28 protein-coding genes and 1 riboswitch are annotated in these 24,917 nt (G+C 36.1%); of the genes, 23 read left to right on the top strand and 5 right to left on the bottom strand.

Annotated elements, in window-relative coordinates; genetic code table 11:
* Positions 1-119: 119 nt before the first annotated feature.
* Positions 120-1,064 (bottom strand): L-lactate dehydrogenase, encoded by a 945-nt coding sequence (locus tag ATHE_RS09620; RefSeq protein ID WP_015908299.1) that lies wholly within the window; start codon positions 1,062-1,064, stop codon positions 120-122.
* Between the two features lie 410 nt (positions 1,065-1,474).
* On the opposite strand from ATHE_RS09620, the gene ATHE_RS09615 reads away from it, so the two are divergent.
* The 6 genes from ATHE_RS09615 to ATHE_RS09590 all read left to right on the top strand — a co-directional run bounded on the left by ATHE_RS09615 (position 1,475) and on the right by ATHE_RS09590 (position 7,812).
* The gene (locus ATHE_RS09615) at positions 1,475-2,395 is read left to right on the top strand and encodes an ABC transporter permease (RefSeq protein WP_015908298.1); all 921 of its coding nucleotides are present in this window, start codon (positions 1,475-1,477) and stop codon (positions 2,393-2,395) included.
* 22 nt (positions 2,396-2,417) lie between these two features.
* Complete coding sequence (locus ATHE_RS09610) at positions 2,418-3,395, top strand: ABC transporter permease (RefSeq protein ID WP_015908297.1); 978 nt, start codon at positions 2,418-2,420, stop codon at positions 3,393-3,395.
* A 42-nt stretch (positions 3,396-3,437) separates the two neighbouring features.
* The gene (locus tag ATHE_RS09605; protein ID WP_015908296.1) at positions 3,438-4,454 is read left to right on the top strand and encodes an ABC transporter ATP-binding protein; all 1,017 of its coding nucleotides are present in this window, start codon (positions 3,438-3,440) and stop codon (positions 4,452-4,454) included.
* 32 nt (positions 4,455-4,486) lie between these two features.
* A complete protein-coding gene (locus ATHE_RS09600) occupies positions 4,487-5,452 on the top strand; it encodes an ABC transporter ATP-binding protein (RefSeq protein ID WP_015908295.1) in 966 nt (321 codons plus the stop codon).
* Between the two features lie 55 nt (positions 5,453-5,507).
* On the top strand, positions 5,508-7,115 hold the full coding sequence (locus ATHE_RS09595; RefSeq protein ID WP_015908294.1) for a peptide ABC transporter substrate-binding protein: 1,608 nt from the start codon (positions 5,508-5,510) through the stop codon (positions 7,113-7,115).
* Positions 7,116-7,215: 100 nt separating this feature from the next.
* Positions 7,216-7,812 carry a type 2 periplasmic-binding domain-containing protein gene (locus ATHE_RS09590; RefSeq protein WP_015908293.1) on the top strand — a complete coding sequence of 199 codons (597 nt, stop codon included), beginning with the start codon at positions 7,216-7,218 and terminating at the stop codon, positions 7,810-7,812.
* Here the strand turns inward: ATHE_RS09590 and ATHE_RS09585 are convergent.
* Complete coding sequence (locus ATHE_RS09585) at positions 7,798-8,925, bottom strand: M20 family metallopeptidase (protein WP_015908292.1); 1,128 nt, start codon at positions 8,923-8,925, stop codon at positions 7,798-7,800. The two genes, ATHE_RS09590 and ATHE_RS09585, sit on opposite strands and share 15 nt — an antisense overlap.
* A gap of 3 nt (positions 8,926-8,928) precedes the next feature.
* Positions 8,929-10,317 (bottom strand): aminotransferase-like domain-containing protein, encoded by a 1,389-nt coding sequence (locus tag ATHE_RS09580; RefSeq protein WP_015908291.1) that lies wholly within the window; start codon positions 10,315-10,317, stop codon positions 8,929-8,931.
* A 92-nt stretch (positions 10,318-10,409) separates the two neighbouring features.
* Between ATHE_RS09580 and pdxS the strand changes: the two genes are divergently transcribed.
* Positions 10,410-11,300, top strand: coding sequence for a pyridoxal 5'-phosphate synthase lyase subunit PdxS (gene pdxS, locus ATHE_RS09575; protein ID WP_013429831.1), 891 nt, complete (start codon positions 10,410-10,412; stop codon positions 11,298-11,300).
* Positions 11,301-11,303: 3 nt separating this feature from the next.
* Positions 11,304-11,870: a pyridoxal 5'-phosphate synthase glutaminase subunit PdxT gene (gene pdxT / locus ATHE_RS09570; RefSeq protein WP_015908290.1), complete on the top strand. Its 567-nt coding sequence runs from the start codon at positions 11,304-11,306 to the stop codon at positions 11,868-11,870.
* Positions 11,871-11,873: 3 nt separating this feature from the next.
* Here the strand turns inward: pdxT and ATHE_RS14795 are convergent, their stop codons facing one another.
* Positions 11,874-12,038, bottom strand: a complete 165-nt coding sequence (locus tag ATHE_RS14795) for a hypothetical protein (RefSeq protein WP_015908289.1) — start codon at positions 12,036-12,038, stop codon at positions 11,874-11,876.
* A gap of 85 nt (positions 12,039-12,123) precedes the next feature.
* On the opposite strand from ATHE_RS14795, the gene acpS reads away from it, so the two are divergent.
* The 15 genes from acpS to ATHE_RS09495 all read left to right on the top strand — a co-directional run bounded on the left by acpS (position 12,124) and on the right by ATHE_RS09495 (position 23,872).
* On the top strand, positions 12,124-12,489 hold the full coding sequence (gene acpS, locus ATHE_RS09565; RefSeq protein ID WP_015908288.1) for a holo-ACP synthase: 366 nt from the start codon (positions 12,124-12,126) through the stop codon (positions 12,487-12,489).
* Positions 12,490-12,509: 20 nt separating this feature from the next.
* Complete coding sequence (locus tag ATHE_RS09560) at positions 12,510-14,045, top strand: NAD(P)H-hydrate dehydratase (protein WP_015908287.1); 1,536 nt, start codon at positions 12,510-12,512, stop codon at positions 14,043-14,045.
* A 9-nt stretch (positions 14,046-14,054) separates the two neighbouring features.
* Entirely contained in the window at positions 14,055-14,576 is a 522-nt protein-coding gene (locus ATHE_RS09555) for a hypothetical protein (protein WP_015908286.1), read from the top strand.
* Positions 14,573-15,745: an alanine racemase gene (alr, locus tag ATHE_RS09550; protein WP_015908285.1), complete on the top strand. Its 1,173-nt coding sequence runs from the start codon at positions 14,573-14,575 to the stop codon at positions 15,743-15,745. Before ATHE_RS09555 ends, alr begins: the two co-directional genes overlap by 4 nt.
* Before the next feature lie 106 nt (positions 15,746-15,851).
* On the top strand, positions 15,852-16,166 hold the full coding sequence (locus tag ATHE_RS09545; protein ID WP_015908284.1) for a hypothetical protein: 315 nt from the start codon (positions 15,852-15,854) through the stop codon (positions 16,164-16,166).
* Complete coding sequence (locus ATHE_RS09540; protein WP_015908283.1) at positions 16,123-16,566, top strand: type II toxin-antitoxin system PemK/MazF family toxin; 444 nt, start codon at positions 16,123-16,125, stop codon at positions 16,564-16,566. The genes ATHE_RS09545 and ATHE_RS09540 overlap by 44 nt, the downstream gene beginning before the upstream one ends.
* The gene (locus ATHE_RS09535) at positions 16,527-17,174 is read left to right on the top strand and encodes a hypothetical protein (protein ID WP_015908282.1); all 648 of its coding nucleotides are present in this window, start codon (positions 16,527-16,529) and stop codon (positions 17,172-17,174) included. Before ATHE_RS09540 ends, ATHE_RS09535 begins: the two co-directional genes overlap by 40 nt.
* Positions 17,175-17,191: 17 nt before the next feature.
* Positions 17,192-17,839 carry a cytochrome c biogenesis CcdA family protein gene (locus tag ATHE_RS09530; protein ID WP_015908281.1) on the top strand — a complete coding sequence of 216 codons (648 nt, stop codon included), beginning with the start codon at positions 17,192-17,194 and terminating at the stop codon, positions 17,837-17,839.
* Positions 17,840-17,873: 34 nt separating this feature from the next.
* On the top strand, positions 17,874-18,374 hold the full coding sequence (locus ATHE_RS09525) for a TlpA family protein disulfide reductase (RefSeq protein WP_015908280.1): 501 nt from the start codon (positions 17,874-17,876) through the stop codon (positions 18,372-18,374).
* A gap of 30 nt (positions 18,375-18,404) precedes the next feature.
* On the top strand, positions 18,405-18,725 hold the full coding sequence (locus ATHE_RS09520) for a glycine cleavage system protein H (protein WP_015908279.1): 321 nt from the start codon (positions 18,405-18,407) through the stop codon (positions 18,723-18,725).
* Positions 18,726-18,767: 42 nt separating this feature from the next.
* Positions 18,768-19,718 carry an ABC transporter substrate-binding protein gene (locus tag ATHE_RS09515; protein ID WP_015908278.1) on the top strand — a complete coding sequence of 317 codons (951 nt, stop codon included), beginning with the start codon at positions 18,768-18,770 and terminating at the stop codon, positions 19,716-19,718.
* 23 nt (positions 19,719-19,741) lie between these two features.
* On the top strand, positions 19,742-20,752 hold the full coding sequence (locus tag ATHE_RS09510) for a FecCD family ABC transporter permease (protein ID WP_015908277.1): 1,011 nt from the start codon (positions 19,742-19,744) through the stop codon (positions 20,750-20,752).
* Between the two features lie 4 nt (positions 20,753-20,756).
* Positions 20,757-22,007, top strand: a complete 1,251-nt coding sequence (locus ATHE_RS09505) for an ABC transporter ATP-binding protein (RefSeq protein ID WP_015908276.1) — start codon at positions 20,757-20,759, stop codon at positions 22,005-22,007.
* The gene (locus ATHE_RS09500; protein ID WP_015908275.1) at positions 22,004-22,645 is read left to right on the top strand and encodes a lactate utilization protein; all 642 of its coding nucleotides are present in this window, start codon (positions 22,004-22,006) and stop codon (positions 22,643-22,645) included. The genes ATHE_RS09505 and ATHE_RS09500 overlap by 4 nt, the downstream gene beginning before the upstream one ends.
* A gap of 101 nt (positions 22,646-22,746) precedes the next feature.
* Positions 22,747-22,908: riboswitch (cyclic di-AMP (ydaO/yuaA leader) on the top strand.
* Positions 22,909-22,912: 4 nt separating this feature from the next.
* A complete protein-coding gene (locus tag ATHE_RS09495; protein ID WP_015908274.1) occupies positions 22,913-23,872 on the top strand; it encodes a C40 family peptidase in 960 nt (319 codons plus the stop codon).
* A gap of 67 nt (positions 23,873-23,939) precedes the next feature.
* On the opposite strand, the gene ATHE_RS09490 is transcribed toward ATHE_RS09495, so the two are convergent.
* A complete protein-coding gene (locus ATHE_RS09490) occupies positions 23,940-24,839 on the bottom strand; it encodes a hypothetical protein (protein WP_015908273.1) in 900 nt (299 codons plus the stop codon).
* Between the last annotated feature and the right edge of the window lie 78 nt (positions 24,840-24,917).

The raw sequence follows: 24,917 nt of genomic DNA, 5'->3' as shown, positions 1-24,917 counted from the left end.
GCTGTCCAAAAAGATAATTGGATAGCCCCTTTCTTAAAATATATAGTTTTTGATTTATTTAGTTTACCTATATATTGCGAAATAAGAATTTTAAAATTTTGTTTTTAGACAGCCTCCTATTATAGTTTTAAAGACTCTATCACACTTTTTATTACCTGAGCAGAGTTTTTAAGCTTTTCTTTTTCCTCATCTGTCAGTGGTATATCAAATACTTTTACAACTCCGCTTTTGTTGATAATTGCAGGAAGGGAAATTGCAACGTCTTTTACACCATATACGTCATCAACTATTGATGATACAGGCAGTATAGAATTTTCATCTCTGATTATAGCTTCAACAATTCTTCTAACAGCCAATGCAATGGCGTAATATGTTGCTCCTTTTCTTTCAATTATTTCGTATGCAGCATTTTTTACTTTGTTGAATATTTGCTCTTTTACTTCAGGTGAGCAATTTTTCCCGCATAATAGACACTCCTGCATAAAATTCACGCCGCCTATATTTGTAAGAGACCAGGCAGCAATTTCACTGTCTCCATGTTCGCCCAATATATATGCATGAACATTTCTCACATCAACCTGGCAGTGTTGTGCCAAAAGGTATCTAAATCGTGATGAGTCTAAGACTGTTCCAGAACCTATAACCTGATTTTTTGGCAGGCCTGAAACTTTATACATTACATACGTGAGAACATCAACAGGGTTTGTTACCATTAAAAGTATTGCATCATGCGTATATTTGATAATATTTTCAATTATCGACTTTGTAATTTGTGCATTTTTATAAGTCAAATCAAGCCTTGTTTCACCAGGCTTTTGGTTGGCACCAGCAGTGATTATTATTATATCAGCATCTTTGCAATCTTCATAATCACCTGCCCATATCTTGACGGGTTTTACAAAGGATATTCCGTGATTTAAATCCATGGCTTCACCTTCGGCTTTTGCACGGTTTACATCAATTAAAACAAGTTCTGTTGCAAGCCCGGCATCTACAAGAGCAAAAGCAGTTGATGAGCCTACAAAGCCAGTTCCAATAATTACAATTTTACCCGGTTTTCTCATAAAGTTTTTCCTCCCAAGCCCATTTGTTTTCTATCATAATTTTACCCTCAAAAAGATAGTTCAAAACACACAAAAATTTTTATGCCGCTCAATAGAATAAATATTAATGAACCAAAATGTACTAAAATGAAAACTTCAAGATATTATCCTTCATTTTGAGCAATGCACCAGCCGAAAATTTGAGAAAAACTTTAATAAGTATAAACAGATACATGCATACAATTCAAACGATTGACAAAAAATTGATATTTTCAGAAAATTAAACGCACATAAATGTATTGATTATGCAAGCACATAGTGCTATAATTATCAACGAGAATTTTGAAATTAATAATTTTATAAATATTCAAACAATTGCATAAATGTTCATTAATTGTTTAATAAATTAATTACTGAAGGAGAGATTGTACGTGGCAAGATACATACTCAAAAGGATAGTGTGGTCTATTGTATCATTATTCGTCATAGTTACTGTTACATTTTTTCTTATGAGAATGATACCAGGTGGTCCATTCACGGGTGAAAAGACTTTGCCTGAGCAGATTTTGCAAAACCTGAACGAGAAATATGGACTTAACAAACCGCTTGGAGTGCAATATTTCAAATATTTAAATAGCCTTTTACACGGTGATTTGGGAATTTCAATGAGAAATCAAGGTAGAACAGTTAATGAGATTATTGCAGAAACGTTTCCCATTTCTGCTAAGGTGGGTATTTTGGCTATAATTTTGAGTTTGCTGATAGGGATACCGCTTGGTATCTGGTCTGCCGTACATCAAGGTAAATGGCAGGATAATTTGTCTATGATTATAGCAACCATTTTCATTACGATACCTGGATTTGTACTTGCTGTAATTTTAATGTATATCTTTGGTGTAAAGCTTCAACTTGTACCTATAATGGGATTAGATGAACCTAAAAGCTATGTTCTTCCTGTTGTTACACTGGCAGCATATCCAATATCTTTTATTGCAAGGCTTATTCGAAGCAGTATGCTTGAAAGTTTATCACAGGACTATATTAGAACTGCACGCGCAAAAGGACTTTCAGATTTCATAGTCATATACAAACATGCGCTGAAAAATTCTTTGATACCTGTTGTTACGTATTTGGGTCCTTTAATTGCAGGTATACTTACTGGTAGTTTTGTTGTTGAAAAGATTTTCTCAATCCCAGGAATGGGGAGGTTCTATGTTGATAGTATATCTAACAGGGACTATTCGCTTGTGATGGGAACCACAATATTTTATGCAGCATTTTTGATATTTATGAACCTAATTGTTGACATTATCTATGTATTTATAGACCCGCGTATAAAACTTGAGGACTGATTTTAAGGGGGAAAAGAAGATAATGGAGAGCGTATCAAAAGAACTTTTTGTACCAGTTCCGAAAGAAGAGAGGCAGCAAGAGACAATTGTCAGGCCAAGCATGAGCTACTGGCAGGATGCATGGAGAAGACTTAAGGCTAATAAAGTAGCAATGGCATCAATGTGGACAATAGTGTTTTTTATTTTGCTTGCCATAATTGGTCCAATAGTTATGCCATACAAATATGATCAGCAGATTAGAGGGCATGAAGCACTGCCACCGTCACTTACTCATTTATTTGGAACTGATGAGCTTGGTAGAGATTTGTTTGTAAGATGCTTGTATGGTATGAGAATCTCTCTTTCCATAGGAATTGTTGCAACAATTATAAATATTGTGATTGGTGTTTTATATGGGGGCATCTCGGGGTATATAGGTGGCAGAGTTGACAATATAATGATGAGAATAGTTGATATCCTGTACAGTATACCTTTGATGATTTACGTAATTCTTCTTTCAGTATCGTTAAAGCCTGCTTTGGAAGCTCTTTTTGATAAGTATTCATTTTTGAGCGGACTTCAGACAGTGGGTGCACCACTTGTTTGTATATACATTGCATTGGGACTTACTTACTGGATTTCGATGGCGAGGATTGTGCGTGGAGAGATATTAAGCTTAAAACAGCAAGAATATGTTACAGCCGCAAAAACAATTGGTGCAAGTGGTTGGAGGATTTTGCTCAGGCACCTGATTCCAAACAGCATGGGGTCAATTATAGTCACTGCTACGCTGCAGATTCCAAGTGCCATTTTTACTGAGTCTTTTTTGAGCTTCATTGGTCTTGGTGTTGATGCACCTGTTCCATCACTTGGTTCTTTGGCATCAGATGGTGTTAACGGTTTTATATCATACCCTTATAGGCTATTTTTCCCATCGCTTTTGTTGTGTTTGATAATACTTGCATTCAACTTGTTTGGGGATGGGCTCAGAGATGCACTTGATCCAAGAATGAGAAAGTAACTTTTTTCAAACATAATTTTCCAGAATTTGAGGTGAAAAGAGTTGGCTGAAAAATTGTTAGAAGTAAAGAATTTGAAAACGTCATTTTTTACTCATGTTGGAGAGGTTAAGGCAGTAAACGATGTTTCGTTTGATGTATATGAGGGACAGACTGTAGGTATTGTAGGTGAATCTGGAAGCGGTAAAAGTGTTACCTCAATGTCCATCATGAGACTTATTGCACCGCCTGGAAAAATAGTTGACGGTCAGATAATATTTGAAGGTAAGGACTTACTTAAACTTTCTGAAAAAGAAATGAGAGACATAAGAGGAAACAAAATCAGTATGATATTTCAGGACCCTATGACATCTTTAAATCCTGTTTTTACAATCGGAAATCAGTTAATAGAAGCGATAAAGATACACAACAAAGTTTCAACAGCTCAGGCTAAAAAAAGAGCGGTTGAGATGTTAAAGCTTGTTGGTATTCCAAGTCCTGAGCGAAGACTTTCACAGTACCCGCACGAGTTTTCGGGTGGTATGCGCCAGAGAGTTATGATAGCGATGGCTCTTTCGTGCAACCCCAAGCTTTTAATTGCAGATGAGCCAACAACTGCACTTGACGTTACCATCCAGGCTCAGATATTGGACCTTTTGAAAAAACTTCAACAGCAGCTTAAGATGTCAATTATACTTATTACTCATGACCTTGGTGTTGTGGCAGACATATGCCAAAAGGTGATTGTAATGTATGGTGGAATTATTGTAGAGGAAGGAACTGTTGATGATATATTTTACAACCCCAAGCATCCGTATACATGGGGGCTTTTGAGGTCTGTTCCCAAGATGCATTTAGGGCTTAAAAAAAGGCTTGTGCCAATAGAAGGACAGCCACCAGATTTATTGAAGCCTCCAAAAGGATGTCCGTTTGCGCCAAGATGTGAATATGCAATGAGAGTGTGTTTGGAAGTAAGACCACCACTTTTCGAAGTTGAGGATGGTCATATGTCAAGGTGCTGGCTTAATCACCAGTATGCTCCGCAGAGCTTGCTGGAAAAGGCAAAAGCTGCAAATGAATAAGTAAGTTGCAATTTTAGAGGTAGGTGGAAAAGTTGAATGAGGTTTTGATTGAAATAAAAAATCTAAAAAAATATTTTTCAGTAAAGATGGGATTGGGGAAAAAAGCATATATAAAAGCGGTAGATAACGTGAGCTTTTTCATAAAAAAGGGTGAGACGCTGGGACTTGTTGGTGAAAGCGGCTGCGGCAAGTCTACAACAGGAAGAACCATCATAAGGCTTTATGAGCCAACAGGCGGGCAGATTATATTCAAAGGAGAAGATATAACAAAAAAGGACATGCTTCCTTATAGAAAATCCATGCAGATGATTTTCCAGGACCCGTATGCCTCACTAAATCCAAGAATGACAGTTGGTGATATTATAGGCGAGCCACTTGAAATACACAATATTGCTAGGGGCAATGAAAAAAAAGAAAGAGTTCAAGAACTTTTAAGACTTGTAGGACTCAGTAGTGAACACGCAAGCAGATATCCGCACGAGTTTTCTGGAGGACAGAGACAGAGAATTGGTATTGCAAGGGCTTTAGCTGTTGAACCAGAGTTCATTATATGTGATGAGCCTATTTCGGCACTTGACGTGTCTATTCAAGCACAGATTGTAAACATGTTAGAGGATTTACAACAGCAACTTGGTTTGACATATTTGTTCATTGCACATGATTTGTCGATGGTAAAACATATAAGCAGCAGAGTAGGAGTAATGTATTTAGGAAAACTTGTAGAACTTGCAGAAAGTAATGAACTATACAGTAATCCTTTGCATCCGTATACACAAGCACTGCTTTCTGCAATACCAATACCTGACCCGAAAGTCTCTAAAGAGAGGACAAGGATTATATTGGAGGGAGATGTTCCAAGCCCTCTAAATCCTCCAAGTGGTTGCAGGTTTAGAACAAGATGCAGGTATGCGTTTGACAGGTGCAAAGAGGAAGAACCAGTACTTAAGGATGTAGGTTCTGGTCATTACGTAGCCTGCCATTTGATGGACAGAAAATAAGGCAGGCTGCGTAAAGATATATAAACAAAATTTTATGTGAGGAGGAGATTTGTTTATGAAAAAGCGTATTGTGGCTACTTTTATTTTAGTTGCGTTCCTTGTGACAGGGTTATTTTTAGGTACAAATTACAAAAATGCAACAGCTGCTTCATCTAAACAGGTGCTTACTTATATTAATGGTGCTGAACCAAGATATCTTGACCCAGCTTTAAATACTGCGCTTGATGCAGCAAATATTATTATTAATGTTTTTGAAGGCTTGACAAGGGTTGATGTAAAAGGAAGAACTGTCCCAGGAATGGCAGAAAAATGGACAGTATCAAAGGATGGACTTACTTATACTTTCTATATAAGAAAGAATGCAAAGTGGTCAGACGGTAAACCTGTTACAGCATACGATTTTGAGTATGCTTGGAAAAGAGCATTAGATCCGAAAACAGGTTCAGAATATGCTTATCAGCTTTTCTACATCAAAAATGGTCAAAAATTCTATGAAGGTAAAGCAAAAGCATCTGATGTTGGTGTCAAAGCTTTAAATGCTACAACTTTACGGGTTACATTGGAAGCACCAACACCATACTTTATTGATCTTACAAACTTCCCAACATACTTCCCAGTAAGAAAAGATATTGTTGAGAAGTATGGTGATAAATGGCAAACAGATCCAAAGACATATATTGGAAATGGTCCATTTAAAATGACAAAATGGGTTCATAATTCTTATATTGAACTTACTAAGAACACCAATTACTGGGATGCAAAGTCAATTACTTTACAAAAGATGGTGCTTAAATTATCATCTGATAACAATGCTAATTTGATGGCTTTTACTGCAGGGCAAGTTGATGGTGCCGAAGGTATACCAACCGAAGAAATTCCAAGACTTAAAAAAGAAGGAAAACTTAAAATAGCACCTTTATTAGGAACATACTACTATGATGTAAATTGCAAGAAAGCACCTTTTAATGATAAGAGAGTAAGAGAGGCTTTATCACTTGCTATTGATAGGACACGTATTGTAGCTCTTCTAAAAGGTGAACAAAAGCCAGCAACAGGTTTTGTTCCATATGGTGTTAAAGGAATTTCTAAAGATTTCAGAAGTGAAGCAGGTAATTACTTACCAGTGAATGCTGATTTAGCAAAAGCAAAGAAACTGTTAGCTGAAGCAGGGTATCCAAACGGAAAGAATTTCCCAGATATTGAGATTATTTATAATACTGATGAAGGACATAAAAAAGTTGCCGAAGCTATTCAAAATATGTGGAAACAACTTGGAATAAATGTTAAACTTTCTAATATGGAATGGAAAGTATTGCTTGAAAGAAGACAGAAAAAAGACTATATAGTAGCAAGAGATGGATGGGTTGGCGATTATAACGATCCGATGACTTTCTTAGATTTGTTTACCTCATATAGTGGCAATAATAACACAAATTGGAGCAATAAGCAATATGATTCTCTAATAGATAAGGCTAAGAAGACCATTGATGCTAAACAAAGAATGCAGTATATGATACAAGCAGAAAAAATATTGATGCAAGACCATGCAATAATTCCAATCTATTTCTATACAAAAGTTTATCTTCTGAGAGACTATGTAAAGAATTACTATATTTCTCCACTTGGATTTAACTACTTCATGTATGCCAAGATTGTAAAGTAAGAAAAAATAGAGTAAAATTATAAGGGAAGGGCAATATATTTACCCTTCCCTTTTTATTTGGAAAAACGCCAATATTTGCAGTACAATGGAGGTGATTTGTATGATGAAACAAACATGTAAGTTAGTAAGAATCTCTGCAGTTATTACTTTGGCAATATTTCTTGTATTTACGTTAGCAGGATGTTCAAGCAGCAGTGATGATATAAACAAAAAAGTTAGAATTGTACTTGTTGGAAATTTCATTGGTGATGAAAACGCTCAAAAGCTGATTTCAGAGCTTGAGAAAAAATCTGGTGATAAAGTTTACATTGATCAGATACTTTACACAGGAAACACTCCTAAATCCGAGCAGGAGTTTGCGTTTATGCAAAAACTTATGGTAATGCTTGCTGCGGGCGAGGGAGATATTTATATTCTTGACAAAAAACTATTTACAAACTATGCCCAAAATGGAGCGTTTTACTCCTTAAAGTCTTTTGTGAGCAAAAATAAACTGGATAAATTTGTAGATGATACATGTTATGTTAAAGAGAAAGACAAATCAACAAAAGATTTATATGGTCTTCAAGCAGACCAAGTTTTATTGCTCAAAAAATACGGGTTTGAAACCAAGAATAAGTATATAGCCATTTATGTCAGAAGCAACAAGTTCTCACGTGCACAAAAAGTCCTGTTAGCTCTTTTAAATAGCAAGTAAATACCCTGCCAAAAGAAATATACCGTAAAAGATACTGTTTTCTGATGCATCAAAGTATGGTGAGTGCAAAGGATTTTCTCCTTTGCTTTTTTCTTTTATACCGAGCCTGAAATAAACCGAAGGAACTTTTTGACAGTAAAATGCAAAGTCTTCCGCTGTAAAGCTTGGGATTGCTTTTTTTACATTTTCAGGACCAAGAAGTTTTTTTGCTACATCAATGAATTCTTCTGTAATTTGCTGGTTATTTATTAAAGGTGGATATTGGAATTGATAATTGATATTTACCTGACAATTATATTTTTGTGCAGAAGATTTTGCAAGGTTTTTTATGTTTTTGCAGATAAAATCCTGCATATTGCTATCAAATGTTCTTACAGTTCCTTTTATTTTACATGTTTCTGAAATGACGTTAAATGTTTCTCCACTGTTTATTGAAGAAAACGAAATGTGAAAAGGAGATAGTTTGTTAGAGAATGCACTGAAGAAGTTGTTGCCACTTTGAATAAAATCAACAGCAGGATAAATTGGATTTTTAGTTACTTCTGGCATTGCAGCATGACCGCCTTTTCCAATAAACTCAATCTCAAAATCATCCACGCTTGCCATTATAGCTCCACTTGAAACCTCAATTGTTCCAACATCAACACCTGGCCATACGTGAAATCCCAATAGCTTTATCACCTTTGGATTTTCAAGCCCGCCTTCTTGGATTACTCTTTTTGCACCTCCTGGTCCTTCCTCAGCAGGCTGAAATATAAATTTGACACATCTTTCAAATCCCATATCAGCAAGAACCTTTGCTGTCCCCAGTACCACTGCCATATGAAAGTCATGACCGCAGCAGTGTCTTGGCTGGCCTTCTACTAAAATTGCATCCATGTCACTTCTTATTCCAATGCACTCATCAGACCTATTTATAATTCCAATCACGCCTGTTTTTGCTGTTGGAAAGTTTTCAATGCCCCACTCTGAAAGTCTTTCCGTTATATATTTTTGTGTCTTAAATTCTTCATACGAAAGTTCGGCAAGTCTATTTAAATCTCTTCTGATGTTAATGAAAAGCTCCATATTTTTTCTGATAGTATCTTTAAGTTTTTCAGTACAAAACTCCACTTTTCATACCTCCTCTTTTTGGTAAGCTGAATTCAAAACCTTTTGAATTTTCTGCATAGCTATTTGAAGTTCATCTTCACTGCAATCTAAAAAACTTATTCTAAAAAAGTTTGTAGAGGCAGGTTTGTGATAAAAACATGTATGGGGCTGCACTAAAACCTTTTGTGATTTAAGTTTATTATAAACAGTAGCAGATGATATCGTTGGTGGAAGATAGAAAGAAACAAATATTCCCTGAACATCTTGAGTAAATAGTCTGTCGTCTATTTGCAGGTCTTTTGCCAATCTTAAAAATAGCTTTTGTCTTTGGTTTATGTATACTTTCAAGTTTTCTATGTGCTTGTCAAAGAAGTTTTTCAAAAAATAATAAAAAGATACCTGTATCAAAAGCGATGTTGAGATATCTGCCATTGACTTGTAGTATGCAACCTCTTCGGAAAGATGCCTTGGTGCCACAACAAATCCAATTCTCAGTGCAGGCATTGTAACGGTTGAAAAGCTCTTTATGTAAAACACCCTGTCGTGTTTGTCATATGCTTTGATTGGTAAAATTCCTTCATCCACCCCTATATCGCTTAAAAAATCATCTTCAATGATATAAAAGTCATATTTTTGTGAAATCTCACACAGATACTCCTTGTACTCTTTGCTGTATGAAATCCCGGTTGGATTTTGCGAAAAAGGAATAATGTATATGGCCTTTGGTAAAAACTTTTTAATGTAATCTTCTATATTTAGCATCTGGTCAATGTCAAGACTAACAATGTTCAGGTGCATATTGCTAAATATATGGTATGCACCGAGATACGAAGGATTTTCTAAAAATATTGTATCGCCGGGCTTTAAAAAACTTTTTGTTGTAATCTCAATTCCCTGCTGAGCACCTGATACAATTGTGAGCTCTTGAGGGCTTGTAACAATCCCAAGCTTTTTAAGATATGTCTCTACCAAGTACTCCTTTAGAGGATTTTTAAAATGTTCGATATAATCGAAAATCTGTGGTGAATACTCTTCGATTGCGCAGTTTAAAGAATCTTTGAACCATTCGATAGGATATAGGTTATATGGAAGCTTTGATGAAGCCAAATTGATATAACCTTGAGCATCTACAAGGTTTTCTTCCTCAAAAATGATTTTATCTTGATACTCACTGTATACAACGTAATAACCACTTCCAGGGGTTGCTTTGATATAGCCTTCATTTTCAAGCTTGCTCAGCGCCTTTGTAACAGTTGAAAGATTCACATTTAACGTCTTGCAAAGATTTCTCACAGACGGAAGCCTCTGCATATAACTAATCTCACCTGACAAAATCTTTTGCTTTATATCTTCATAAAGCTGAAGGTAAAGAGGCTTTTTTAAATTCTTGTCAATCTGTATCGATACACTCATCATTCATCCCGTCTTTACACACAGTTTATTTTAATTATAATAAAGTGGACAAAAGACTTCAACAAATTATATCGATACGGAGGTGCTAAATTATGAGCGAGGTTGTAAATGAGAGATATGAGCTCAACAAAAACCTTGCGCAGATGCTAAAAGGCGGTGTCATCATGGATGTGACATCTCCAAAAGAGGCTGAGATTGCTGAAAAAGCAGGTGCTGTTGCTGTTATGGCTCTTCAAAAAGTTCCGGCAGATCTGCGCAAAGAAGGCAAAGTAGCAAGAATGGCTGACCCGAAAATAATATTGGAAATTAAAAGTGCTGTTTCAATACCTGTTATGGCAAAGGTAAGAATTGGACACTTTGTTGAAGCACAGATTTTAGAAGCACTTGGTATAGATTATATTGACGAAAGTGAAGTTTTAACTCCTGCTGATGAGGAGCATCACATTGATAAGTGGAAGTTCAAAGCTGCGTTCGTGTGCGGTGCAAGGGATTTAGGCGAAGCTCTGAGGAGAATTCAAGAGGGAGCTTCTATGATAAGAACAAAAGGTGAAGCTGGGACAGGAAATGTAGTTGAGGCGGTAAGACACCTTCGCAGAATAAATAAACAAATTAGCTATGCTGCATCGCTAAATAGAGATGAGCTTTATGCATATGCAAAGGAACTTGGAGTGTCCTATGAACTTTTGAAAAAAACAGCCGAGCTCAAACGTCTTCCTGTTGTCAACTTTGCGGCGGGTGGAATTGCAACACCAGCTGATGCAGCTTTGATGATGCAGCTTGGTGCAGATGGCGTATTTGTCGGCTCTGGCATTTTCAAGAGCAAAAATCCTGAGAAAAGAGCAAGGGCAATTGTGATGGCAACAACATATTACAATGACCCAAAAATCTTGGCAGAAATATCATACGACCTTGGCGAAGAGATGGAAGGTATAGATTTGAGAAGTCTTTCTGAGCATGAACTTTTGAGTCTCAGGGGGAATTAAAAATTGAAGACAATAGGAGTATTAGCTTTTCAAGGCGGAGTTATAGAACATGTGAAAAAGATAGAAGAGCTTGGGGCAAAGCCTCAGCTTGTCAAGAAAAAAGAGGATTTAAAAGACCTTGATGGTTTAATTTTGCCTGGGGGAGAAAGTACTACAATTGGAAAATTTTTGATTGAAACAGGCTTAAAAGATCAGATTTTAAACTTAATATATGAAGGTATGCCAGTTTGGGGAACATGTGCCGGTGCAATTTTGCTTTCTAAAAATATCAAAAACCAGGGAAGTGGTGTTCTTCCCGTTCTTAACATAGTGATAGAAAGAAATGCCTATGGAAGCCAGCTTGACAGTTTCAAAAAAGAAGTTTTTGTCCCAAGATTCAACATAGCCACAGAGTGCATTTTTATAAGAGCGCCGAGGATTGTTGAGGTAGCAGAGGGTGTTGAGGTCTTAGCAGAGCTTGAAACTCCAATTGCAGTTTTGCAAAAAAATATCTTGGCTACAACATTTCATCCGGAGCTCACATCTCAAAATTATTGGCATTCTTTCTTTGTGGAGAATATGGTAAAATAATTTCTAAAGGTTTTCTTTTTCTTTCTCTTTTTTTCTTTTAATACTTTCTATTGGTTCAAAAAACAGACAAAAATCAGTACAGTATTTTGATGGTGGACAAACGTGAGTTTTTAAGCAGTATCCTTCTTTTTGATATTTGCAGGGATACCAGCAGCTTATAAAACTCATGTTTAGTCCCTCCTTTCATTTATATTTTTTGTTGTTTTTTAAGCAAAAATTATGCAATATTTAACTTAGAAGGGGAAAATAGTTTATGATATTTAATATTGGTATTGATGTTGTTGAAGTGGACAGATTCAAAGATATGAAGAGATTTGATGAATTTTTAAAAAGGGTGTTTACTTCCTGTGAGCTTGAATATATAAAACAGAAAAGATATAATCCTGAGACAATAGCAGGGTATTTTGCTGCAAAAGAAGCAGTTGCCAAAGCACTTTCAACAGGAGTTGTTTTTTGCTTTAAAGACATAGAAATACAAAAAGGAAAAACTGGTTGTCCAATGGTGAAGCTTTATAACAGGGCAGAGGCTCTTTGTTTTGAGCTTGGAATTAAAAATATTGTGGTGAGTATATCTCACCAAAAATCAGTTGCAGTTGCAGTTGCCATTGCTGAAAAATAAAAAAAAAGAAGGGATGATAAATGTTTATTTTGAACTCATCCCAGATGAAGGAAATTGACAGGAAAGCTTCGCAAGAAATAGGGATACCTGAAGTTGTGTTGATGGAGAATGCTGGTTTTTGTGTTTTTGAAGAGATAAGAAAGGATTTTGAAACTCTTGATGACAAAAACATTGCAGTTTTTTGCGGAAAAGGCAACAATGGCGGCGATGGATTTGTTGTTGCAAGGTATCTTGCCCAGGTTTGTCCAAATGTAAAGGTATTCTTATTCGATGAGAATGTGACTTTGACATCCAAAGTTTTCCTTGATATATTGAAAAGGCTGGAAGTCGATGTTAGCATTTTGTCAGAAGAACTATTATTATCTCTCAAAACCCAGAGATTTGACATAATAGTTGACGCAATCTTTGGAATAGGTCTTTCAAAGGAGATTGATGGACTTTATAAAGAGGCAATTGAGTATATAAATGGTAGCGGCGCTTATGTATATTCGGTTGACATTCCAAGTGGAATTTGCTCTGATTCAGCTCAAGTTAAAGGCTGTGCTGTTAAGGCTAACAAGACAGTAACGTTTGTTTACCCTAAGATAGGGAATATTTTGTACCCAGGTAGCTATTATTGTGGAAAGGTAATTGTTAAAGATATAGGTATCCCTGAAAAGATTATCAAAGATATCAAGGTAAAAATTCTAACAGCTGAGGATTTAGATATATCCAGATTTTACAGGTTTCCCGACTCTCACAAAGGCGATTATGGCAAGGTGGGAATAGTTGCCGGGTCAAAGTATTATCCTGGTGCGGCGGTTCTGTGCAGCAATGCTGCAGTACAAAGCGGCTGTGGACTTTGCTACTTAATAACACCCCAAGAAGCGCTTTATTTTCAGAATTTAAGAAAACCGGAGATAATAGTGCTGCCTCTTGAGGGCAAAGAAGGTGTTATATCTTTTGATAGTTTTGTAAAATTTAACGAATACCTTGCCAAGCTTGATGTTTTGGGGTTTGGCTGTGGGCTTACAAGGGATTTAGAAGTTGAAAAGATATTGATTCATATTTTAGAAAATTTCCAAATACCTATTGTAATAGATGCAGATGGACTAAATACTCTTTCATCAAGCCCAAAAGCAAGAGAACTTTTGGCAAGCTATAAATCTCAAAAAGTTTTAACTCCGCATTATATGGAAGCTGCAAGAGTACTTGATGTTGATGTAAAAGATGTTGCTAAAAGTCCCATTGATGCTGCAAAGAAGATTGCAAGTGAATTTAGAGCTATATGCGTCCTAAAAGGTTCAAGGACAATAATTACAGATGGTGATATGGTTTTTATAAACGTCCTTGGCAATCCTGGCATGGCAAAAGGCGGAAGCGGAGATGTTCTCACGGGTATTATTTTGTCTATGATTGCTCAAGGATATTCTGCTTTTGAGGCGGCAAAACTGTCGGTATATCTTCATTCTCTTTCGGCAGATATCTTGCTTGAAAAAAAGACAATGCAGACAATTTTGCCCTCAGATATTATAGAGGGGCTCAATAGTGCTATTAGGAGACTAATTGAAGGTTAAATATAAAGAATGAGGTTTTTGTATAAAAAACTCTGGCTGTGTATAGTAGTTATGCTGCTTTTTGAACTTTCTGGATGCAAAAATACTGTTCAACGTCCTGCTTTAAAAATTTTTTCCGACTATATTGCAAAAGGTTATGTGGAAATCTCTTCAAAAGATGGTGTTTCAAAGTACTCGTTTTTAGAAAAGAGAATTGATGGGAGGGTTGAGGCGGAGTTTGTAAACGGCACAAGAAAGATAAAATTGACAAAAGAGGACGGAAATGTTTTGATGGATGGCAAAAACATAAAAAGTATTGCCCAGGACATATTTTTGGACTACTATATAGATAAGCTGATAAATGCCGAAAAGTACTCAATTGTAGTTCAGCAGAATCAAACAATTGTTACGTTAGAACTGAAAGATGATATAAGGTACCTCCATTTCTACTTTGTATACGACAAACTGGAAAAAATAGGAGTAATATATCATGATAAAAGGTTTATGAAAACCATTTACTTGAAAGAATACAAAAAGTATAGAAAGGGATGAACAAATTGTCGCTCTACAACAGGGTGTGGGCAGAGATTGACCTTGACAATTTGGTGTACAATCTTGAAAATATCAAAAAAAAGATTTTACCTCAAACAAAAATAATGGCTGTTGTAAAAGCTGATGCATATGGGCACGGAGCGGTTGAAATTTCAAGAGTACTTGTAAAAAATGGTGTTAGTATGCTTGCTGTGGCAATAATTGACGAGGCATTGCAGTTGAGACATTTCAATTTTGATGTTCCAATTTTAATTTTAGGTTTTACTCCTTTTGAACTTTCTGAGCAGGTTGTTGAAAATGATATTAGCCAGACAGTTTACACGTATGAGCAGGCATATTATCTTAGCCAGGCAGCACAGAAGATAGGAAAAAATGCTAAGATACATATCAAAGTTGATACTGGAATGGGAAGAATTGGATTTCTATGCTGTGATGAAAGTATACAGACAGTTCTAAATATAGCAAAGTTACCAAACATCGAACTTGAAGGAATATTCTCTCATTTTTCATCTGCAGACGATCCAGATTCTGATGATTTTACGCATGAGCAGTTTATGAAATTTGAAAAATTTGTGAAAGAACTCAATAAAAATGGGGTATACTTTAAATATAAGCACATTGCAAATAGCAGTGCGGCAATCCGTTTCCCCCAGTATCAACTTGATGTTGTAAGGCTTGGTCTTATCCTATACGGGCTTTATCCAAACAGTAGCTTGAAAGAGCACATAAGTATCAAGCCTGTGATGTCTGTCAAGGCAAGAGTTATCAATGTAAAAGAGGTGCCGGAAGGTTTCCCAATAAGCTACAACAGAAGATATATAACTACACGCAAAAGCAAAATTGCTACCATACCTATTGGTTATGCAGATGGTTTTACGCGTATTGGAAGTAGTCAAAGATATGTTCTCATAAAAGGTGAGTTTGCCAAGGTTATTGGGAATATATGTATGGACCAATGCATGGTAGATGTGACCGATATTGAGGATGTCAAGATTGGCGATGAGGTTGTCATTATAGGAAAACAAGGAAAAAATGAGATTTTGGCTGACCATTTGGCTGAGCAGATTGGCACTATAAACTATGAGATTGTGTGTTCATTTAGCAAACGAATCCCACGGGTTTATATAAAGGATGGGCGAGTTGTCAAAATATTAAACTATATCTTATGAAAAATTTACATTGATTTATTCTTTTCAAAAACCGTATAATTGATAATAAGCTCATCCGCTTATTCCTACATGTTTTTTATATTTTGTTTTGCAAGGGGGAAATGAGATGCCGCAAATACGATTTGTAAAATTCCTTTTGCAGTATAAAAGTAATTCTTATGATGATGGTTTTACGAGGACAGCTTTTGAAAAAAGAAAGCAGAAAAAGATTGAAAGAGAACTTGAAAGTTGTTATAAAAAATATGCAGAGCTAAATAGAAGCATTGCAAACGAATGGCTTGCACTTGATTTTGAAGGACTTTTAAAATATGAGAATATAATTTATGATGATTTTGGGTATGATTTTTATAGAATAGAAGAAAGTAGGATAGCGGAGAGTGGCGAAAGTGATACAACAAAATCAAAATCAACCACCACTTGAAATCAAAAGGGGAGACATATTTTATGCTGACCTTGCTCCTCATGTTGGTTCTGAGCAGGGTGGCATAAGACCAGTTCTGGTAATTCAAAATGATATAGGGAACAAATACAGCCCAACTGTGATTGTGGCTGCGATAACTTCACAGATTGGCAAAGCCAAGTTTCCAACCCATGTTGAGATTCGTGCGGGTGAGTTTGGTCTCAGCCGTGACTCTGTCATTTTACTTGAGCAGATCAGAACAATTGACAAAGTGCGGCTCAAAAATAAGGTTGGCAAGCTTTCTGATGAGGTTATGGAAAAAGTAAATCAGGCAATTCTTATAAGCCTTGGGTTAATTGAATGGACAGCGGAGGGATATGATTGGAAAAAGAAAGAAAGTGCAGGTTTAAAAAAGGCGTAAATTTTTTGATACTTGTTCTGGTCGCAGGAGTGCTGAGCCTGGGGGTTATATTTGCATCTACACAGTCAATTGACAGCAATGCTCTTGTCACATACGGTTTTTTAAAAAAGCAGGTTGACCAGTTAAAGGCGTACATAGACAATAAAATAAATGAATTAGATAAAAAGATTAAAGATACAAATACTTCTTCAGATCAAGCACAGGATATTTCAAAGCTTCAAAGCCGCGTTGCGAATTTGTCTTCTGAGATTGAAAAGTTAAAATTGCAAACTGCACAGCTTGATGCCCAATTAAAAAATATCTCAAGTTCTTCAGGAGTAAAAAAAGGTGACTTTATATATACCAAAGGTTATGAGGTTATAAAGGTTCCGAAAAACAAAACCATCTTGTTTGATGCATCAACAGAGTTTGTGGTGCGGGTTGGAAAAGCTATTTCAGTTTTGCCAAAAGGTGCAACAATTATTGATTTGACAAGCGCAAAAGATATAGGAGCAAACCAGCAACTTTTATTTAACCATTTTTATTTAGTAGCAAGAAGTGATGGCAGAGGATTAAAAGCACTGGATGATGTGTGGGTAATTGTAAATGGTGGGTACAAAATCAAATAAAAAAGGGGAAGAATATTATGAAAATAGATATTTTTGTTGCGGCAACAGCCGGTTTTTTGTCTTTTTTCTCACCCTGTATTTTGCCGCTTATTCCTGTGTATGTCCTATATCTTTTTTCTCAAAAGGGTAGCAGGTTAAAAAATAGCCTTTTGTTTGTTCTGGGATTTTCAATTGTCTTTGTTGTACTTGGAGTGCTTGCTGCAGTGGTAGGCAGTGTTTTTTCTGGGTACAGTTTTGTGCTAAAAAAGATAGCAGCAATAGTTATTGTTTTGATGGGTCTGGTGATGCTTGACTTGTCACCAGATTTTTTAAAAAGGATTTTTATACCTATACAGGGTAAAAGTAATTTGAATATTAACGCTTCACCATTAATCTTAGGAATGGTTTTGAGTATAAGCTGGAGCCCATGTGTGGGACCAGTTTTAACCTCTATTTTGAGTATGGCGGCTATTTCAAAGACTCTTTTAAAAGGAGCGATGCTGCTTTTTATCTATTCGATGGGTTTTGCCGTGCCGTTTTTGATCTCAAGCTTTTTAATAGATAGGTTAAAAGCTTCTTTTGGCATGTTGAATAGGTACAGCAGGGCAATAGAGTATTTTACAGGTGCGCTTTTGATTGCATTTGGCATGCTTGCATTTTTTGATAAGATAAATTTTTTCAGGTAAAAAATAGAAAATTTCAAGAAGAGGTGAATATTTCATGTTGAATAATAAAATCAAAAATGTTATCTTTATATTGATAAGCGCCATTTTGATTGGGCTTTTAGTATACCAGATTATGTCGCGCTCAAAAGAGAACGCAGCTGCCGAAGGTATAGTCAATTTCAAGCTTGTATCAGTGGATGGCAAAGAGTATTCATTATCAGATTTTAGGGGTAAAAAGGTTGTGCTCAACTTTTTTGCGACATGGTGTCCACCCTGCAGGGCTGAGATACCCGATTTTGAAAGATTTTATCGCGAAAACGAAGATGTTGTTTTGATTGGCATTAATATTCAAGAAGATAAAACAACAGTTGAAGAGTTCTTAAGTTCAATGGGAGTGACGTACCCAGTACTTCTTGACAGAGATGGAAAGATTTCTGCACAATTTGGGATTGAAGGAATACCCACAACATTTTTGATTGACGAAAAAGGCAAGGTAATAGCGAAAAATGTTGGTATGATGACTTATGATCAACTAAAAAAATTTGCTGGAAAGTAAAAAAATATTTTTAAAAAGGGAATGGAAAAGATGCTGTATGGTGAGAGGCTTCTTTTTGGGAATATGTGGGTTGAAGTTAATGGTTCGCTTGCTTCAGTGGGAATAACTAAAAATTTGGAAATAGAACTTGGTGATATTGTTATATTTGAGTTTTTCAAGACGTCAGGGTATATTCAAGAAGGAGAAGAGTTTGCAAGAATTGAGTCAATCTACAAGACGTACACCTTGAAATCCCCAGTGAGTGGTTATATAAGGTGGGTAAACCGTGAGCTTCCTTTTGATCCTACCTTATTAAATTTATTACCAGAAGAAACAGAAATAATTAGTATAGACATCCAGCAACTTGTGTGATATAATAATGCAAGCAAATTATTACATACAAAGGGGTTGAATATGCCGATGAAGTTTTCTAAAAAGCTAATTGCAATAGTTGTTTTAATTACATTTGCTGTAGCTTTAATTCCATTTTATTCACATGCTGCCGACTTCCCTGTCACAGTCAAGGATGGAAAAGGATATAGCATAACTGTAAAGCAAAAACCTCAAAGGATTTTGTCGCTTGCGCTTCAGACAGATGAGATTTTGCTCAATATGGTGTCTGCTAACAGAATTGTAGGACTTTCTATATTTGCTGATGACAAGAACAATTCGAATGTTGTGAATCTTGCTAAGAATGTAAAAGGCAGATATTCGAGCAACGACATTGAAAAAATAATTGCGGCAAAACCTGACCTTGTGATAGTGCCTTATTACATTGACAAGTCAAAGTACGACCTTTTGAAGAAAGGTCTTAAGTGTCCTATATATGTCAGCTTAAATCCAAATTCAATTGAAAATATTAAACAGGAGATAATAAATCTTTCAAAGCTAACTGGTGAAATCCAGAAAGGCCAGGCTCTTATAAAGTACATGGACGATAAAATAAATTTTGTCCAGAAAAAGGTAAAATACTTGAGAAAGAAAAAATATGTGCTTTTCTACACATACTACTTCAATTCCACATATGGTAAAAATACGACTCAGCATGAGATAGCAAAATATGCAGGGGTTATAAATATAGCTGCTGTTGCGGGATTGAAAGGTTGGCCAACTATTTCAAAAGAGCAAATTTTGGAATGGGACCCTGACATCATTGTTATTCCATCTGCGTCGTACAATCCCAAAAAGACTTCTCAGCAGTATGTAGAGGAGTTCAAAAAAGACCCTGCTTTCAAAAACTTGAAAGCTGTGAAGAACAACAGCGTAATTATTCTTGATGATAGGCACGTTCAAACAGTTTCGCACTATATTGTTGAAGGTATTTATGACTTAGCAAAAGCTGCATATCCGTATCTTTTTAAATAAGGTTTTTATAAGTGGTGGTATAGTTGAAAAAGGTTTTGATTATTTTAGCTTTTCTGCTTTTTGCAGTATTTATAATATCCATAGGGGTGGGAAGTGTTTTTATCCCTCCCCTTCGTGTTTTAAAGGCGCTTTTATTTATGATAGGATTAAATAAAGGTTCTGTAAACAGCCTTGATTTGACTATTGTAAGTCAGATAAGACTACCAAGAATATTAATTGCAATGGTTGTCGGGATGAGCTTAAGCGTAGCAGGTGCATTGGTTCAAGGACTTTACAGAAATCCTATGGCAGATTCAGGTATTATTGGGACATCAAGTGGTGCAAGTTTAGGTGCTATTGTTTGCATAGCCTTTTCGCTCAACACCATAAACATATTTTATTTACCATTGTTTGCTTTTGCAGGTGCGCTTTTGATTTCGTTTTTAGTGTATAGGCTTTCAACCAAGAACAACAAAACGCCCATTACAAACCTCATTTTAATTGGTATTGCAGTTTCAACCTTTGTGTCTTCCATAAACTCTTTGATTCTTTCAAACATAAATCAGTATCAGGTAAGCGAATATATTTTTTGGATGCTCGGTAGTTTAGACGGTCGAAGCTGGGTGCATGTGAAGATTAGCTTAGTTCCTCTTTGTATTTTGATACTGTGCTCATTGCTATTTGCAAAGAGGATAAACATTTTGATACTTGGAGAGGAAGAAAGCTTTACAATTGGAGTAAATCCAGAAAAGCTGAAAAAAACCTTGCTTTTTCTTGTTTCGCTCATAACAGGAATAGCGGTTTCTGTCTCAGGACCAATCAGCTTTGTTGGGCTAATTGTCCCCCACATGCTCAGACTTATTGTTGGAAGCGATTATAGAAGGCTGATACCTGCTTCAATTTTAAGTGGTGGAATATTTTTGATTGTGTGTGATACAATTGCAAGAGTATTGTTTTCACCGGTTGAAGTAAAGGTTGGGATTATAACCTCTTTAGTGGGGGTACCATACTTTCTGTACCTTCTGAAAAAGCATGAAAATGAGGTGAGTGTATAGAATAATGCCTCTTTTTGTTGAGAACCTTAAATGCGGCTACTCTTATCCCATTGTTGAGGTAGACGGAAGGCTTAAGTTCGAAGAAGGGAAAGTCTATGGATTTGTTGGACCAAACGGAAGTGGTAAAAGTACACTGATAAAGGCTTTAGCAGGACTTGTCAAAATTTTTGAAGGAAAAATCTATTTTGATAATATGCAGCTTAGCCAACTTTCTGATATAGAAAGGGCTAAGCATATCTCGTATATGCCACAACATGTATTTTCAAACTTTCCTTTTACAGTCCTTGATGTTGTTATGATGGGGAGATTTCCTTATGAAAAGAGTAAATTTTTAAACAGCAAAGAAAGTAGAACAATTGCAGAGAAGAAAATAAAACAGGTTGAACTTTCCAGTAAAAAATTTTCGAGCATATTAAGGATATCAGGTGGTGAGAGGCAAAGAACTTCTTTTGCTCGTGTACTTGCTCAGGATACTAAAGTTTTACTTTTGGACGAGCCGAACTCAAATTTAGACATCTCTCATCAGGAAAAGATACTTAGGCTTGTAAGAGAAGAAGCGTTTTCTGGGAAGATAGTCATAATGGCAATTCATAATCTGAAGATGGCAGCAAAAGTGTGTGATAGCATCATTATGATGAAAGATGGCAGAGTTGTGGATATTGGAAGACCTGATGAGGTTTTAACTCAGGAGAATATAAGAAAAGTATATGAAGTTGATGCAGTTGTTTACAAAAATCCTTTCGGTATATTTGACATAGAGCTTATCCAGACAGACGTTCCAAAAACTTTTCATGTACATGTTGTATCAGGAGGTGGAAGTGCACAGCTTCTTTATAAGATGCTAATTGAAATGGGATGCAGGGTGACAACAGGTGTTCTTTCCACAAACGATACAGACTTTGAAACAGCTCAACTTTTTTCCATCTATACAGTTTTTACAAAACCTTTTATGCCAATTGGAGAAAAAGAGTACATCGAAAACATTCAGCTTATCAAGAAAGCAGACCTGTGTGTGCTGTGCAACATTCCATTTGGTGTTCAAAACTTAAAAAACTTAGAGGCACTTAAATTTGCTAATCATCTTTGTATAATTGAAGAAGAGGATATTTCAAAACGTGATTTCACAGGTGGTTTGGCAACTAAACTTTACAATTGCTTGAGGGAAAAAGCGTTAGTTTTTTCAAGCATTGAGAGCTTGCAAGATTATATCTTAAAAGAGACAAACGATAAAATGTCAAGGGGTGATTTAAAATGAATCCACACAAGGCATGGTGGATAGATACAAACTTTGAAACTGTAAAGAAAAACTTGGAAGCAAGAAACTTTGAATGTTTTGTTATCGAGAAAAAAGAAGATGTTGTGCCTCTTTTAGAAAAGCTCATTTCAAAAGGCAGTGTGGTATCTTGTGGCGGGTCGATGACACTTTTTGAGTGTGGTGTGATAGATTTTCTGAGAAATGGCAATTACAACTTTTTGGACAGATACAAAGAAGGTATAACACCTGAGGAGCTTGGTGAGATTTACAGAAAATCTTTCTGGGCTGACTACTATCTTATGTCAACAAACGCAATAACACTTGACGGAAAACTCATAAACATAGATGGAAATGGCAACAGACTTGCAGCGCTTCTTTTTGGTCCTAAAAATGTAATAGTGATTGCCGGTAAGAACAAGCTTGTTTTAAACGAAGAGCAAGGTTTGCTGAGGGTAAGGAACATAGCATCTCCTATGAACTCAAAAAGACTTTCTCGAAACACACCATGTACTCAGGATGGAAAATGCCATGATTGTTTAAGTTTTGAGTGCATCTGCAGCCATATTGTTGTAACAAGAAGATCTCCTGCAAAAGGAAGAATCAAGGTTGTGCTTGTCAAAGAAGACATGGGTTTTTAAAGATGGTGTTGTAATATTTTAGAAATATTTGTGTAACAATTCTGTAAAAAAGGGTTGACAGAATAAAGTTACTTGTAATAAAATAATACCATCAAAATAATAAACTTCATAGGCTGAATGTCTGAGCAAATTGTAAAAATTGCTCAGACAGCGGGAGAACCAAAGTAATTCAGGGGTGAATCGGCAAAAAAGAATTTGCCGTAGGGATAGCCTTCTTGTCCCGAACCCGTCAGCTAATCCCGTAAGCCTCAAGAAGGGAGTTTTTGTATGAATCTAAAAAGTTTAATAGCTATAATTCTTGGAATTTTTTTGATGTTTTTTTCTGCAAAGGTCTTTGCCCAGTCAGCCCAGGCAAAATCTACAATAAATATAAGAAGCGCACCTTCAACAAGTAGTAAGATTTTAGGAGTTTTCCCCAAAGGGTTTAAAGCCCAAGTTTTGTCAAATGCAGGTGGATGGGTAAAGATTTCGTATGATGGAATTGTTGGGTATGTAAAGTCTGATTACATAACTATTACAAATGAAAAAAGGAGTGCAGTTTCAAATACTTCAAGGGCAAGTGTTGCAAAAACGGCTGCTAAAGCTGCGCAAGCTACAGTTTTAAAAGACAATGCGCGCTTAAGAAGTGATATGTCAACCACATCAAAGGTGCTAAAGACATTAAAAAATGGTAGCAAGGTGTATGTCCTGTCAAGAGAACAAAATGGCTGGGTGAAGGTAAAGACGCTTGATGGCACAGTAGGATATATGGCTTATTACCTTTTGAAGATGCCATCGCAGCTTGTATCAAAAACAGTGTCACGTGGTGGGTTTGAAAGAAGTCAAGCAGAAACTTTTACAAATCTTAGCTTGGCACAGAGAATTTTGGAGTTTGCTCAAAGATTTCGTGGTATAAGATACTCATACGGTGGAACATCGCCATCAACTGGTTTTGACTGTTCAGGATTTGTTCAGTTTGTGTTCAAAAACTTTGGAATAAATTTAGAAAGAACAGCAGCTGACATGGCAAAAACAAATGGTGTGAGAGTTTCATATAGTGAAATTAAACCGGGAGATTTGCTTTTCTTTGACACAGATGGCGGGAAAAATTATATAAATCATGTTGGCATATATTTAGGCGGTGGCAAGTTCATTCATGCATCAAGTGCAAGGGGACGTGTAACAGAAACTGACCTAAATTCATATTATGGAAGATTTTTTATGATGGCAAAAAGAGTCATAAGATGAAAGTAAAAAGGGGCTTTTTCCTGAAAATCAGAAAGGAAGAAGCCCCTTTCAAGTTTAAAAGTGCTTTTTACTTTTTTATCAAAGGCAAAATCAGGTTTTTGACATCTTCCTCGTTTTCAATGGTAGCGTCAACTTTCTTGAGCTGCCAAACCTCATTATGAGAAATTTCTTCGCCCGGTGCAACAAGGTAAAGTGGACTTAAAGTTTCCATCTCAAGCATGAAATCGGTTGTATATGTTTCGTAAGAACATCCAAAGTCAGGGTACTCTGCACCGTCTATGTGTTTGTATTGTTTTATAAACAAGTTTCCATCGTTTAAATAACAAGCCCATCCATCCAAATTTGGATATCCAATCTTAAACGGTGGCTTGCAGTTTTTGTCCTGTTTTAGAATAATAAAATCCTCTCCCCACAAGACTCTGTGGTCGTTAAGTTTTGTGTATGGCCACATGACCAGAGAATAGCTTGGCAAAAGTCCAGTATCAATCTTTGGAATTGGCATGACCTCAACTCCACCAGGTGCCATTACAGAAAGCGCCCAAATTGCGAACTTAACTTCAAAAAGACCATTGTTCTTGATTTTATACGTTACATAAGCTTCTGGTTCGGTTGGGTGAAACTTAAGTTCAATAGTTTTTTGCAAAAATGTAGTGGTTTCTGTGGGCTGTTTTAGAATTATACCGTTTTCAACAATTTCAAAATCAATTTTTTGGTTATCAGGGAAATATGTGCGCTCAATAACTTCCGGACTGTGCCACAGTCTTGTTCCGCCATATATTCTCCACTCATCACCCCCAACTTTTCCTGCCTGTTCTTCTACCACGCAAAAGACATTTTTGTCACCTTCAAATGAAAAATGAATTATTCTTGGACCCACATCTGTTGTGACAATCGCTTCAACTTTGCCGTTAGAGATTTTATAACAGTTTTCCCAGCCCATATATTCGACTTTTTTTACCTCAACCATTTTTAACCTTTTCCCCCTTCTCAATTTATTTTGAAAAATATACAGGGTTAGAATATAATTAAATTATACCTTATCAGG

The organism is Caldicellulosiruptor bescii DSM 6725, assembly GCF_000022325.1.
Taxonomy (GTDB): domain Bacteria; phylum Bacillota; class Thermoanaerobacteria; order Caldicellulosiruptorales; family Caldicellulosiruptoraceae; genus Caldicellulosiruptor; species Caldicellulosiruptor bescii.
This window is presented reverse-complemented; position numbering and strand designations above follow the sequence as displayed.

Coding starts and splice junctions, on each gene's coding strand:
- ATHE_RS09620 (WP_015908299.1), bottom strand. CDS start 1,064: ATGAGAAAACCGGGTAAAATTGTAATTATTGGAACTGGCTTTGTAGGC.
- ATHE_RS09610 (WP_015908297.1), top strand. CDS start 2,418: ATGGAGAGCGTATCAAAAGAACTTTTTGTACCAGTTCCGAAAGAAGAG.
- ATHE_RS09595 (WP_015908294.1), top strand. CDS start 5,508: ATGAAAAAGCGTATTGTGGCTACTTTTATTTTAGTTGCGTTCCTTGTG.
- ATHE_RS09590 (WP_015908293.1), top strand. CDS start 7,216: ATGATGAAACAAACATGTAAGTTAGTAAGAATCTCTGCAGTTATTACT.
- ATHE_RS09580 (WP_015908291.1), bottom strand. CDS start 10,317: ATGAGTGTATCGATACAGATTGACAAGAATTTAAAAAAGCCTCTTTAC.
- pdxS (WP_013429831.1), top strand. CDS start 10,410: ATGAGCGAGGTTGTAAATGAGAGATATGAGCTCAACAAAAACCTTGCG.
- ATHE_RS14795 (WP_015908289.1), bottom strand. CDS start 12,038: ATGAGTTTTATAAGCTGCTGGTATCCCTGCAAATATCAAAAAGAAGGA.
- acpS (WP_015908288.1), top strand. CDS start 12,124: ATGATATTTAATATTGGTATTGATGTTGTTGAAGTGGACAGATTCAAA.
- ATHE_RS09560 (WP_015908287.1), top strand. CDS start 12,510: ATGTTTATTTTGAACTCATCCCAGATGAAGGAAATTGACAGGAAAGCT.
- ATHE_RS09555 (WP_015908286.1), top strand. CDS start 14,055: ATGAGGTTTTTGTATAAAAAACTCTGGCTGTGTATAGTAGTTATGCTG.
- alr (WP_015908285.1), top strand. CDS start 14,573: ATGAACAAATTGTCGCTCTACAACAGGGTGTGGGCAGAGATTGACCTT.
- ATHE_RS09545 (WP_015908284.1), top strand. CDS start 15,852: ATGCCGCAAATACGATTTGTAAAATTCCTTTTGCAGTATAAAAGTAAT.
- ATHE_RS09530 (WP_015908281.1), top strand. CDS start 17,192: ATGAAAATAGATATTTTTGTTGCGGCAACAGCCGGTTTTTTGTCTTTT.
- ATHE_RS09525 (WP_015908280.1), top strand. CDS start 17,874: ATGTTGAATAATAAAATCAAAAATGTTATCTTTATATTGATAAGCGCC.
- ATHE_RS09520 (WP_015908279.1), top strand. CDS start 18,405: ATGCTGTATGGTGAGAGGCTTCTTTTTGGGAATATGTGGGTTGAAGTT.
- ATHE_RS09515 (WP_015908278.1), top strand. CDS start 18,768: ATGCCGATGAAGTTTTCTAAAAAGCTAATTGCAATAGTTGTTTTAATT.
- ATHE_RS09505 (WP_015908276.1), top strand. CDS start 20,757: ATGCCTCTTTTTGTTGAGAACCTTAAATGCGGCTACTCTTATCCCATT.
- ATHE_RS09500 (WP_015908275.1), top strand. CDS start 22,004: ATGAATCCACACAAGGCATGGTGGATAGATACAAACTTTGAAACTGTA.
- ATHE_RS09495 (WP_015908274.1), top strand. CDS start 22,913: ATGAATCTAAAAAGTTTAATAGCTATAATTCTTGGAATTTTTTTGATG.
- ATHE_RS09490 (WP_015908273.1), bottom strand. CDS start 24,839: ATGGTTGAGGTAAAAAAAGTCGAATATATGGGCTGGGAAAACTGTTAT.